General features: G+C 43.7%; 11 protein-coding genes and 1 riboswitch. Of the genes, 3 read left to right on the top strand and 8 right to left on the bottom strand.

The genetic code is table 11. The annotated features are described in order from the left end of the window. Positions 1-171: 171 nt before the first annotated feature. The 6 genes from QUF14_RS04645 to moaA all read right to left on the bottom strand — a co-directional run bounded on the left by QUF14_RS04645 (position 172) and on the right by moaA (position 3,716). On the bottom strand, positions 172-876 hold the full coding sequence (locus tag QUF14_RS04645; protein ID WP_000373624.1) for a Bax inhibitor-1/YccA family protein: 705 nt from the start codon (positions 874-876) through the stop codon (positions 172-174). A 136-nt stretch (positions 877-1,012) separates the two neighbouring features. After that, positions 1,013-1,465: a molybdopterin synthase catalytic subunit MoaE gene (gene moaE, locus QUF14_RS04640; protein ID WP_000852287.1), complete on the bottom strand. Its 453-nt coding sequence runs from the start codon at positions 1,463-1,465 to the stop codon at positions 1,013-1,015. Position 1,466: 1 nt separating this feature from the next. Next, positions 1,467-1,712 (bottom strand): molybdopterin synthase sulfur carrier subunit, encoded by a 246-nt coding sequence (moaD, locus tag QUF14_RS04635; RefSeq protein ID WP_000598606.1) that lies wholly within the window; start codon positions 1,710-1,712, stop codon positions 1,467-1,469. Further along, complete coding sequence (gene moaC / locus QUF14_RS04630) at positions 1,705-2,190, bottom strand: cyclic pyranopterin monophosphate synthase MoaC (protein WP_000080885.1); 486 nt, start codon at positions 2,188-2,190, stop codon at positions 1,705-1,707. The genes moaD and moaC overlap by 8 nt, the downstream gene beginning before the upstream one ends. A gap of 2 nt (positions 2,191-2,192) precedes the next feature. Further along, positions 2,193-2,705, bottom strand: a complete 513-nt coding sequence (gene moaB, locus QUF14_RS04625; RefSeq protein WP_000084639.1) for a molybdenum cofactor biosynthesis protein B — start codon at positions 2,703-2,705, stop codon at positions 2,193-2,195. A gap of 21 nt (positions 2,706-2,726) precedes the next feature. Then, positions 2,727-3,716: a GTP 3',8-cyclase MoaA gene (gene moaA, locus QUF14_RS04620; RefSeq protein ID WP_001295301.1), complete on the bottom strand. Its 990-nt coding sequence runs from the start codon at positions 3,714-3,716 to the stop codon at positions 2,727-2,729. Beyond that, a riboswitch (molybdenum cofactor riboswitch) is annotated at positions 3,704-3,848 on the bottom strand. Its footprint overlaps the gene before it by 13 nt. A 265-nt stretch (positions 3,849-4,113) precedes the next feature. On the opposite strand from moaA, the gene yvcK reads away from it, so the two are divergent. Beyond that, on the top strand, positions 4,114-5,022 hold the full coding sequence (yvcK, locus tag QUF14_RS04615) for a uridine diphosphate-N-acetylglucosamine-binding protein YvcK (protein WP_001246025.1): 909 nt from the start codon (positions 4,114-4,116) through the stop codon (positions 5,020-5,022). Positions 5,023-5,197: 175 nt separating this feature from the next. On the opposite strand, the gene QUF14_RS04610 is transcribed toward yvcK, so the two are convergent. After that, positions 5,198-7,495, bottom strand: coding sequence for a pentapeptide repeat-containing protein (locus tag QUF14_RS04610; protein ID WP_000979678.1), 2,298 nt, complete (start codon positions 7,493-7,495; stop codon positions 5,198-5,200). Positions 7,496-7,978: 483 nt separating this feature from the next. On the opposite strand from QUF14_RS04610, the gene QUF14_RS04605 reads away from it, so the two are divergent. After that, positions 7,979-8,572 (top strand): hypothetical protein, encoded by a 594-nt coding sequence (locus QUF14_RS04605; protein ID WP_286333415.1) that lies wholly within the window; start codon positions 7,979-7,981, stop codon positions 8,570-8,572. Positions 8,573-8,863: 291 nt separating this feature from the next. Further along, positions 8,864-9,631 carry a hypothetical protein gene (locus QUF14_RS04600; protein ID WP_249531937.1) on the top strand — a complete coding sequence of 256 codons (768 nt, stop codon included), beginning with the start codon at positions 8,864-8,866 and terminating at the stop codon, positions 9,629-9,631. A 158-nt stretch (positions 9,632-9,789) separates the two neighbouring features. On the opposite strand, the gene uvrB is transcribed toward QUF14_RS04600, so the two are convergent. Next, on the bottom strand, positions 9,790-11,811 hold the full coding sequence (gene uvrB, locus QUF14_RS04595; RefSeq protein ID WP_000042543.1) for an excinuclease ABC subunit UvrB: 2,022 nt from the start codon (positions 11,809-11,811) through the stop codon (positions 9,790-9,792). Positions 11,812-12,052 lie beyond the last annotated feature (241 nt).

Below are 12,052 nucleotides of genomic sequence, written 5' to 3'. Positions count from 1 at the left end.
AGTAAGTGACAGCGTATTGACGGTTCAAATGAGTTATCTATCCCTGAATTGACGCATACGGATAGTGTGACATTTGCAGCGACTGAGTTCTCATGTAAATGAGCGGAATAGTCTTTATAAAATCCGAAAAAAATCCCGACACATGGCCGGGATATTGATGGTGAAAAAGAATTAACGGCGGTTGCCGAAGATCCGCAACAACATCAGGAACAAGTTGATGAAGTCCAGATACAAGGTTAACGCGCCAAGAATGGAATATTTGCGCAGGTTCGACGTATCGCGTGTATCAATCTGCTCACCCATATTTTTTAGTTTCTGAGTGTCATACGCCGTCAATCCAACAAAGACAATCACGCCGATGTAGGTAACTGCCCACATCAACGCTTCGCTTTTCAGCCAGAAGTTCACCAGCGATGCCAGCACAATGCCGATTAACGCCATAAACAGCATATTGCCAAAGCCACTTAGATCGCGCTTCGTGGTGTAACCGTACAGGCTCATTGCGCCGAACATCCCGGCAGTAACGACGAAAGTACTGGCGATAGAAGCAGCAGTATAGACAATGAAAATACTGGAAAGCGTAAGACCCGTCAGCGCCGAATAAAGCATAAAGAGCATCGTCGTTACACCTGCGCTCAGCTTTTGAATCATCGCTGATAACACAATAACCAATGCTAATTGCGCGATGATCAGACCGATTAAAAAGACACGGTTAGTGAACAACAGCTCCATCACGGCCGCGGAATTAGCCGCATACCAGGCAACAAATGCGGTCAGCAACAAGCCAACGGTCATCCAGCCATAGACCTGCGCCATATAAGTTTGCAAGCCAGCCCGGGGTTGTACGATTGAATCAGAACGAGGGAATCTGTCCATGACGATCTCCTGAAGATATAAGGAATATCTTAAGGATACTGCAAAATGATGAGGCTGTGCATCGACGCAGCGTAAACGCATATACTGAGCGGTGAAATTGCCGGACGCAGCGGTGCCTTATCCGGCTAACAAAAAACTACCAGCGTTTTGCCGCCTGCTGATCGCTCTCCCGAGCTTCGACCCAGCGGTCGCCTTCCGGCGTGGCTTCGCGCTTCCAGAACGGTGCGCGGGTTTTGAGATAATCCATAATAAACTGCCCGGCTTCAAACGCACTGCTGCGATGCGCACTGGTGACACCGACAAAAACGATTTCATCGCCCGGCCATAATTCCCCGATGCGGTGAATCACCGTGACGCGCCCCAGCGGCCAGCGGTTACGCGCTTCATCGACAATTTCTGCCAGTGCTTTTTCAGTCATCCCCGGATAGTGTTCGAGGGTTAATGCTTTGACGCTGTCGCCAAGGTTATGGTTGCGCACCTTACCGGTAAAGGTGACTACCGCACCGTCTTCATCACGCTCCGCCAGCCACGGATACTCTTCTCCTACGCTGAATGGCTGCGGGCCGACAACAATTTTGGTTTCTGCCATCTTAACCTCCGGTTACCGGCGGGAAGAAAGCCACTTCGTCGCCGTCAGTCAGCGGATGGTCAAAACTCACCAGCGTCTGGTTGACGGCAGCCAGCAATTTGCCATCTTCCAGCGCCAGCCCCCAGCGATCGCTCTGCGCAGCCAGATGTTGGCGTAACGCTTCTACGGTTGAGAAATCCGCAGCCACTTCGCTTGCATCTGTTCCCACCAACTCGCGCACCTGGGCGAAAAAAAGAACTTTAATCATCCGCTTCCACCTTAAAGTCACCTGACTTGCCGCCGCTCTTCGCCAGCAAACGTACCGGACCAATTACCATATCTTTTTGCACCGCTTTGCACATGTCATAAATGGTCAGCGCCGCCACGGAGGCCGCGGTTAACGCTTCCATTTCAACGCCGGTTTTCCCGGTCAGGCGGCATAAGGTTTCTATACGCACCCGATTGTGCTCCGGCTCGGCCTGCAAATTGACTTCAACTTTACTGAGCATCAGCGGATGACACAGCGGGATCAAATCCCATGTGCGTTTTGCTGCCTGAATACCGGCGATACGCGCAGTGGCAAATACGTCGCCTTTGTGGTGGCGACCATCAATAATCATCGCCAGCGTCTCGCTGCGCATGGTGACAAAGGCTTCGGCGCGCGCTTCACGCACGGTTTCTGCTTTGGCGGAGACATCCACCATGTGCGCTTCGCCAGCGGCGTTGATATGGGTCAGTTGCGACATACTTATTTCTTCAAATGTGGATGGAAATTACACGGACGCGTACGGGCATCCAGCTGCGGTGCAATGATATTTTCCCAGGCGGTACGGCACGCTTTGGTTGAACCGGGCATGGCGAAAATCAGCGTTTTGTTAGCGACACCCGCTACCGCACGAGATTGCAACGTTGAGGTGCCAATCTCTTCGAACGACAACATCCGGAACACTTCACCAAAACCTTCAACTTCACGGTCGAACAACGGCAGCAGTGCTTCGGGAGCCTGATCACCTTCCGTCAGGCCAGTACCCCCCGTAATCAACACCACTTGTACATCGTCGCTGGCGATCCACGCAGATACCTGAGCGCGAATAGCGTAGCGGTTTTCTTTCACAATGGCTTTATCGACAACGTGATGGCCCGCTTCTTGCGCCGAATCGCGCAGATAGTGACCGGAGGTATCGTCTTCTTCACCGCGACGATTAGAAACCGTAAGAATAGCAATACGGGTCGGGATAAATTCAGTGCTTACCTGACTCATCTGATCTCTCCTTTTGACGTTTTAGCCGCCAATGTACGATAAGTTTTGCGTAATACCGGTGTTGTTTTGATGCAGGAAATGGGTCTGTTTCTTCTCCCGCAGCGCCGCTGAAATACGCGCTTCCAGCGCCTGTTGCTGGGTATCGTCTTCCAGCAGATCGCGCAGGTTAACGCCGCCTTCACCGAACAGGCAGAGATGGAGTTTACCAATGGAGGAGACGCGCAGGCGGTTGCAAGTGGCGCAGAAGTCTTTTTCATACGGCATGATAAGGCCAATCTCTCCGGCGTAATCCGGATGACAAAAGACTTGCGCGGGACCGTCGCTGCGTTGACGTAATTGGTGGATCCAGCCGCGACGCAGTAACTCGTCACGCAGAACCTGACCAGAGATGTGATGCTTACGGAAGAGCTCGCTGCCCTCGCCCGTTTCCATCAGTTCGATGAAACGCAGCTGGATAGGGCGATGCTGGATCCAGTTCAGAAAGGTGTCGAGCTGATGATGATTAACATCACGCATCAGCACGGTATTGACTTTGACCTTCTCAAAACCGGCCTCAAATGCAGCATCGATCCCTGCCATGACCTGGTTGAATTTATCCTGTCCGGTAATAGCATGAAACTGGCGAGCGTCGAGGCTATCGACACTCACGTTGATACCAGTAAGACCAGCATCACGCCAGTTCGCCACGTCGCGTTCCAGACGGTAACCATTGGTGGTGACCGCTATCTGGCGAATAGCGTCGTTTTCTCGCACAGCGGCGATGATATCGGTAAAGTCGCGACGCAAAGACGGCTCTCCGCCCGTCAGACGGACTTTTTCGGTGCCCAGACTGGCGAAGGCGCGCGTAACCCGGCGAATTTCATCGACGGTCAGAAAGCCTTTATTGGTGACGCCGCTCGGTTTGTAGCCATCCGGCAGGCAGTAGGTGCAACGGAAGTTGCACACATCGGTAATCGACAGGCGCAAGTAGTAAAACTTACGCGCAAATGCATCAGTCAGTTGTGAAGCCATGTACACCTTTCCAGATACGGGAGGCGAAGTCATTTCTTCCTTCGCCCTGGTGGCAATCTTTGTAAGCATTGTCACGGCCAAAGCACCGTATCAGTTGACCCAGGTGCAGAGGCTAGAGTGTTTAGTGGTTAAGCCGATACTAGCGTGTAAACAGGATTTTTACCATCCACACTTTCGCTATGTAATCATGTATATAGCGTCATGATCGTGCTATTTCGCTACAGAATAAGGGAAAATGGCGGTTTTACTTTGATATACATCATCAGGGAGGCATAGCGTGCATCGTCCTTTAGAGGTAGAAGAAAATAGTTTGTATCCTCAATATTGGCAGGTTAATTGCTGTTTCCCCGCAATTTGCGCTACTGTAGCGCGGAAAATCTGACTCCAGGAAACTATAATGCGCAATCGTACGTTGGCTGACCTTGATCGTGTCGTTGCTCTCGGCGGAGGGCATGGACTGGGACGCGTTCTCTCATCACTTTCGTCTTTGGGTTCTCGTTTAACGGGTATCGTGACCACCACGGATAACGGTGGTTCAACGGGGCGTATTCGCCGCTCAGAAGGTGGAATTGCCTGGGGCGATATGCGCAATTGCCTTAACCAGTTGATAACGGAACCCAGCGTCGCTTCCGCAATGTTTGAATATCGTTTCGGCGGTAATGGCGAACTTTCCGGGCACAACCTTGGAAACCTGATGTTGAAGGCACTGGATCACCTTAGCGTGCGGCCTCTTGAAGCGATTAATCTGATTCGCAATCTGTTGAAAGTGGACGCACATTTGATTCCGATGTCGGAGCATCCTGTTGATTTAATGGCGATTGACGATCAGGGGCATGAAGTATACGGCGAGGTCAATATTGACCAGCTCACTGCGCCGATACAGGAGCTACTCTTAACCCCCAACGTACCTGCCACACGTGAAGCGGTGCTGGCGATTAATGAGGCGGATCTGATCATTATTGGGCCAGGGAGTTTTTATACTAGTCTTATGCCCATTCTGCTGCTCAAGGAAATGGCTCAGGCATTACGCCGAACGCCTGCCCCGATGGTGTATATCGGTAATTTGGGGCGAGAATTAAGCCTGCCTGCTGCAAATCTCAAGCTGGAAAATAAGCTGGCGATTATGGAGCAGTATGTTGGTAAAAAAGTGATTGATGCGGTAGTTGTTGGACCGAAAGCTGATGTATCCGCAGTTAACAACAGAATTGTGATTCAGGAAGTACTGGAGGCCAGCGATATTCCTTATCGTCATGACCGCCAGTTGCTGCATAACGCACTGGAAAAGGCATTACAGGCACTAGGTTAAGCGCCTGTGCCGGGGGCAGAAAAATACGACTGTGACTATGGCGTTTTAAATTATAGAAGGCCATAGTCACCTTTTTTTGGCACAACCCCATTGTTAGCAGCTCATTTATCTTTCCACTTTCTGGAATTTAGTTTTGCTTCTTGATGTTTCTTGTGCCATGACTATTCTAAAAATGTTATAATCCCCATGCTTTGGGAGCCACCGAATCTAAATATTTATCAATATGATGAGAACGAGTATAATCTGCTATATTTTTTGATAAAATGGCCGTGCAATTTAAACCAGAGCCTAATCCCAGTAGTACCGTTAACCAGTTATCCAGAGCTTCAGATTCAACAATCGAGTTTTCCAGTTCATATGCTTTTAGTAAAAGAGCAGCAGAGTAAATTCTGAGGATTTGCGGAGAATTGTATTCCGTTCCTAAACTTGAAGCTGAAGAATATCTTGCGAACACGACAGCAAAACTTATCAGAAGCATTGCTTGTTCCGTTTTATTTGCATTTTCCATTCTGCAAGCCTTCATTAAATCTTTATAATGGTTTCCCTTAATATTTAAACAAGACTTATACTTCACTAGTTCGCTAACATTCTTTTTTTGTTTTATCTTTTTATTTTTACTTAACATTTCGTAACCCGCACCTTCTATAGATTGCGCCTGCAATGAGTAATTATCTATGAGTTTCATAAGAGGCGCAAAAATTTCATTTAATTTTATTTGTTCATCAATACCATCCATTTTGGTTTGAGAACAACAACTTTGTGATGCAGTGACAAATGGTTCGTATAGATCACCAAGCTGAAGGATTTTGAGATAATTTTTTAATAAAATATTATGTTGTGACCGTTTCCATGGGTAGGAAAACACTGGGAATTCGGTCATCAATACGGTATTAAGATTAATATCTGCAAGCGAGCACACTTGTTCTGGTGCTGCATATAGATAAAAATGGTCCCAGTCCTTATTTTTAATAGTGGTATCCAACATTTTATTTAAGGCATTAGATGAAAGACGCATTGCACGATTATTTTGCTGTGCTGAAAACAATACGTACCAAGCATCATCATGATCTTGTTGTTTACGCCATTCCGAGAAGTCTGGATAATCATTTCCTTCAGTATAAGGTTTAACATCCTTATGTTGTAAATATGTTTTATAAATATTATATGCTTTTTCTGCCAATATATTATTTTTACTTTTTAGTGCCAGGTCAGTCATCATTACATATGCAGTACTAAATGATAACATTAATGTAGGTTGTTCTGTAAAGCGATCTAAATAATAATTAATCCTCTCTTCACTAAGATTAAACAAAAAAGAAGAAGAGATACAGCAATCAACTGTAATTAATGACAAAATAAAGTTATCAAATATATTTATATCATCATTTTGCAATATATCATTTAATCCCTCTGGTGGTCTGTTAGACGTATAGTATTTTGCTAAGCAATTAATTTCTGATACATCCTTTTTTAATTTTGCAAGGTCATAGATACAATTTTTTGTACTCAGTTCGTTGGCGAGGATTTTTTTTATTTCAGGCATTGAATCTTCAGAGATATCTTCAAAGATTTGATAAATTTTCTGGATATGTTCTTTTGCTTTACATATATCAACCCTGATTAAATCTTGTAATGGAGGAGTATCGTCAAAGAAAAATTTCCGCATAGATCCCGTATGCATTTTTATTATTTTCGCTTCACGCAACACTATATTTTTTAAAATACAAGTACTAAAGTCACCTCTCTCTATAGTTGCGTATTCAAAATTTACCCCCGACATATTCGTACCAGCAACATCACAGGAAAATAAAGTGGCATTCTTGAATGAACTATTTTCAAACTGTGCGCCATTCAATATGGCATACTCCATATAACATCCTGAAAAATCTGCACAACCCTTGGCTTCTGTTAGATCTGTCCTTACAAAACTAGCACCGCTCAATTTGCAATCCATGAGTGTTGCTCTCTTCATATTAGCATCATTAAAATTAACGTTAGAAAAATTTGATTCACCGAATTCAGTATCTTCAAAATTGAGCCTCGAAAAATCAAAGCGCCCATTGGGATCCTGCAAAATAATTAGTTGTCGAGTTCTGACTGGTTTATCTCCAATAAAATAAGTTGTTGTCATCACACTGTCTGAAAATTCTATCTTGCACTTAAAAAGCTCATGCATGTGCGGAGGACAAAAATTTTTCAGGGTCAAAAACTCATTACGTTCTTTATTATATTCTTTTTTTTCATCGGTAAGGTAAGGTGATAAAAACAATCCATAGCGAGAATGGATATCATTATACATTCTACTTAAAAAATCTTTTTTCGTTTCGAAACCCAACATGAATCGCAGCACATCAAAAAGCCGCTCCCATTTACTCATATAAAAAGTATGGTCATTGTCAGCAAGAAGCAATTGCTCTGCGCGCTTTTCATCAATTTCAAAAGATGACTGTCGATGATTAACTGATAACATCATGCTGCCTCCATCAGATAAACAATTAATTGCTGCAGTCTTCCTGAATACAGTTTATTTACTATCAAAAATCGCTCATTTCAAATAGGCTTGTTCCCGATTACACAAATAAAAGCATATTATTTATTAACTTTTAAATAATTACACCTATAATTATAACAATTAATATATATGCATTATCATTATATTAAACTTAAGATAATTGAGATAAAGAGTATTGTCGTTAATATAAATTGAGTCCATTGGATAAACTTGACTCATGTTATGTCTTGCGTAGAAGGATCTAAACACACTTAACTTCGAACTTTCATTAACACATTAATTTTGTCCGACTAAATGAGCGATTTTTGATAGAAAAATATCTTTACTTGTTTAAAAAATTACTCAATTTGATAACAAACGATTGAGTAAGTAAGTACCCTCAAAAAGCAACGATTATCTTATTATGCGGCGAATTTAGTACTTTAACATTAAAAGGAAATAATTATGCACCCTAGATTTTTTACATCATGCACTCCCCGTCTTCCGGAAAGATTTCCAGAAAAATGCCCCCCAAAAGTTTTGCATTCATGGTTTGATAATGGCGCAAAAAAATTTAATGAGGAATTTGCACGCTGGAAAGAGCTCGGGCGTGAAAATGATTTCAATAATCAGTTTATAAGTTCATATATAAATAATAATATCAGCACCTACCAGAATATATCAAATGGTTTACATAATAATATTAATACAATACATGATTTATTAATTGAAAACACATCAAGAATGCCGCTTTCGGAAAGTTTAGACACATTATTAGTTATGGGACAGTTATTTGAAAGTGAATATAACAGAATATTCGCAAATATACCTTTGTTTGCAAACCTCTTTAAAGCAGCCCTAATACAATATATAACAAACAATAACACACTACTAATTGAAATATATAAAAACGCTCTAAATAAAATTCATAATAAAGAGGCCATAAGTTTCATTATTCAGAATATTTTTACTCAATCGATAGATGATCCCTGCTTTTACGAACCGTGCAATTTACATTTTTTACTTGATATCGCTAACAATTATGTCTTTTCTTTTTAAAAAAGAGATGTTATTATCAGAACCACACTTACAAAACTCATTCCCGGAAATAATCAATCATTTTAATAATGATGAAGACAAAATAAGAGGTATTATTTTATTTATTTCTTATCTTGAAAATCTAGCTATTAAAATCAAGATTAACTTAAAGGATTTCTGGAGAAGCTAAGATTTTCTAATATAAAAATTAAGATTGAACTCTATACCCATTTATTCAAAGCATTACCTGAAATAAAAGGGAGCGATATTATATCACTATATTTTACTATTGAATCAGCCTATAAAGAAGATATGCCAAAACAATTAACTGAACTATTAAATTTAGTTACAAACATTCCTGACATTGAAGATAAATTTCAATTCATAACTAAATTGGGTCATGCATACTGCCTCTCCGGAATTAATCTTTCAGATTACTCAACCTTTCTTTTAAAATTATTTCAGGATACTAAAGTAAACAGATTATGTGATTATTATAAGTTAAGAGTTCCTGGTGAACCAGAGTATCAACTTAGAATACCTTTAGATGGGTTGACATTTCAAATGCTTAGTGAACTGTACAGAGTATCGCCAGAAAACGTTTTCATTTTCGATGAACTTTTTCGAGAAATGATTGATTTCAGCACATTCGAAGGACGAGTGAGTTATTACAACACCATACTTTATTTAATAAACCAGAATACCGAAAGCATCAATAAAATAAATCTATTTAGCCATTTGATTAAACGTCTTCCATTATGTAATTTCAAAACTCAAGACTTTGAAACAAGATTAATACTTGCATTGCCTGAGTTAACAATCGAGCATGTGAATAAAACCGTATTAGAATATTTAAACGAGCTTACTGATATGTACAAAAGAAAACCATATTTAATTCTCACTGACCATGATAAATATTTTAGCTTTATCAAATATGCATTTAACAATGGAAATATTAAGATATCAAATGCCTTGATTGACGTCATAGAGAAAATAAATACAGAAAATCCTACTTCCCAGAGAACAAAAAGAAATCTTTCTGTATTAACGCAACCATTCAAAACATGCCAAATTTTATGAATAACGTAAATAAGTAATGAGTTTTAGTTTAGCACATCAACGTACCAGAGCCGCTTGCAACTCTGGTACGCTTCCTTTTTCACCAGTGTAACTGCACTATGCATGTTAACTGCTTTTGAACATAACAAGCGAAACCGAGCATTTTCCCATCTCCAACATCACGAAGCCGCAATGAACAACTCACGTAGCTGATGCAACTGGTCACGAATTTGCGCCGCTTCTTCGAACTCCAGATTTTGCGCGTGTTGCATCATCAGCCCTTCCAGTTCATGGATTTTCTGCTGCAACGCCTTCGGCGACATATCCATCGGCACATTATCCGGCTCAACAATCGGTCGTGATTTTCCTCTGCCCTTCGCTTTGGTTTTGGCAATGTTCTGCCCCAGCGCCAGGATATCGACCACTTTCTTGTTTAATCCTTGTGGCGTAATGCCGTGCTCTTCGTTGTAGCGTTGCTGTTTCTCGCGGCGACGTTCGGTTTCGCCAATCGCTTTCGCCATTGATGGGGTGATCTTATCGCCGTAGAGAATCGCTTTACCGTTAACGTTACGTGCCGCACGACCAATGGTCTGGATCAACGAACGTTCAGAACGCAGGAAGCCTTCTTTGTCGGCGTCGAGGATCGCCACCAGCGAAACTTCCGGCATATCCAGACCTTCGCGCAGTAAGTTGATCCCTACCAGCACGTCGAACTCACCCAGACGCAAGTCGCGGATGATTTCCATGCGCTCGACGGTATCGATATCTGAGTGAAGATAACGCACACGCTCGCCGTGTTCTTCGAGATATTCCGTAAGATCTTCCGCCATCCGCTTGGTCAGAGTTGTGACCAGTACACGCTCGTTAATTGCCGCTCGCTGGCGAATCTCCGAAAGAAGATCATCAACCTGTGTTGCCACCGGTCGCACTTCGATAATCGGGTCAAGCAATCCGGTTGGACGTACGACCTGATCCACCACATCACCACCGGATTTTTCCAGCTCGTAATTACCCGGCGTCGCCGAAACATAGATGGTTTGCGGCGCTAATGCTTCGAACTCTTCAAACTTCAGCGGACGGTTATCCAGCGCTGATGGTAGGCGGAAACCGTACTCCACCAGCGTCTCTTTACGCGCCCGGTCACCGCGATACATACCGCCAATTTGTGGAATGGTGACGTGAGATTCATCGACGACCAGCAACCCATCGGCAGGCAGGTAATCAAACAGCGTCGGCGGTGGCTCACCTGGTCCACGGCCGGAGAGGAAGCGCGAGTAGTTTTCAATCCCCGAGCAATATCCCAGTTCGTTCATCATCTCCAGATCAAACTGGGTACGCTGGGTCAGCCGCTGCTCTTCCAGCAGTTTGTTATTCTCCAACAGCACTTTGCGTCTGGCGGCCAGTTCTTCTTTGATCTCTTCCATCGCCTGTACGATGCGCTCGCGCGGCGTGACGTAGTGCGTTTTCGGGTAGATGGTAAAACGTGGAATGGTGGAAACAATCTGCCCGGTTAGCGGATCAAATAACGACAATCGTTCCACTTCCTCGTCAAACAGTTCCACGCGAAGTGCAATGTCATCCGATTCTGCCGGGAAGATATCAATCACCTCACCACGAACGCGGAAAGTACCGCGCTGGAAGGCTTGATCATTCCGGGTGTATTGCAGCTCCGCCAGTCGACGCAGGATCGCGCGCTGATCGATAATCATACCAACCGTAAGATGGAGCATCATCTTGAGATATAAATCAGGATCGCCCAGACCATAAATCGCGGAAACCGATGCCACCACAACCACATCACGCCGCTCCAGCATCGCTTTGGTGGCGGACAAACGCATCTGCTCGATATGTTCGTTTACCGAGGCATCTTTCTCAATGAAGGTGTCGGAACTCGGTACATAGGCTTCCGGCTGATAGTAGTCGTAGTATGAGACGAAATATTCCACCGCGTTTTCCGGGAAGAACTCTTTCATTTCGCCGTACAGTTGGGCCGCCAGCGTTTTGTTGGGCGCCAGTACCATGGTTGGGCGCTGAAGGTCAGCAATGACATTGGCGATGGTGAAGGTTTTCCCGGAGCCAGTTACACCGAGTAACGTCTGGTGCGCCAGGCCATCTTCCAGCCCCTCTTCGAGACGTCGAATCGCCTCTGGCTGATCGCCAGAAGGTTTAAAAGCGGAATTCAGTTTGAACGGTTTACTCATGAGTCGCTACCTGAAGGAGTTGGGCGGGCAGGTATGTAATTTTACTCGTCGTACTTAATTATGCCAACAAATTATACTGGATAAAAAAACAGTTCCCCACCATAATATTTCTGTTACAGCGTAAACTCCGCTGTCAATCATGAGCAAAATTTACTCTGTGGCGAGATAAAACTCCGGCCTTACGGGGTTATCCCCAAAGCAACGGCTTTTTTAACATTTGTCAAGATGAGTGATGACAGTT

The sequence above is a fragment of the Escherichia sp. HH091_1A genome (genome assembly GCF_030295175.1).
Lineage (GTDB): Bacteria > Pseudomonadota > Gammaproteobacteria > Enterobacterales > Enterobacteriaceae > Escherichia > Escherichia coli_F.
Note: the sequence above shows the minus strand (reverse complement) of the source record. Positions and strands in the feature narration are given on the sequence as shown.

Coding starts and splice junctions, on each gene's coding strand:
- QUF14_RS04645 (WP_000373624.1), bottom strand. CDS start 876: ATGGACAGATTCCCTCGTTCTGATTCAATCGTACAACCCCGGGCTGGC.
- moaE (WP_000852287.1), bottom strand. CDS start 1,465: ATGGCAGAAACCAAAATTGTTGTCGGCCCGCAGCCATTCAGCGTAGGA.
- moaD (WP_000598606.1), bottom strand. CDS start 1,712: ATGATTAAAGTTCTTTTTTTCGCCCAGGTGCGCGAGTTGGTGGGAACA.
- moaC (WP_000080885.1), bottom strand. CDS start 2,190: ATGTCGCAACTGACCCATATCAACGCCGCTGGCGAAGCGCACATGGTG.
- moaB (WP_000084639.1), bottom strand. CDS start 2,705: ATGAGTCAGGTAAGCACTGAATTTATCCCGACCCGTATTGCTATTCTT.
- moaA (WP_001295301.1), bottom strand. CDS start 3,716: ATGGCTTCACAACTGACTGATGCATTTGCGCGTAAGTTTTACTACTTG.
- yvcK (WP_001246025.1), top strand. CDS start 4,114: ATGCGCAATCGTACGTTGGCTGACCTTGATCGTGTCGTTGCTCTCGGC.
- QUF14_RS04610 (WP_000979678.1), bottom strand. CDS start 7,495: ATGATGTTATCAGTTAATCATCGACAGTCATCTTTTGAAATTGATGAA.
- QUF14_RS04605 (WP_286333415.1), top strand. CDS start 7,979: ATGCACCCTAGATTTTTTACATCATGCACTCCCCGTCTTCCGGAAAGA.
- QUF14_RS04600 (WP_249531937.1), top strand. CDS start 8,864: ATGCCAAAACAATTAACTGAACTATTAAATTTAGTTACAAACATTCCT.
- uvrB (WP_000042543.1), bottom strand. CDS start 11,811: ATGAGTAAACCGTTCAAACTGAATTCCGCTTTTAAACCTTCTGGCGAT.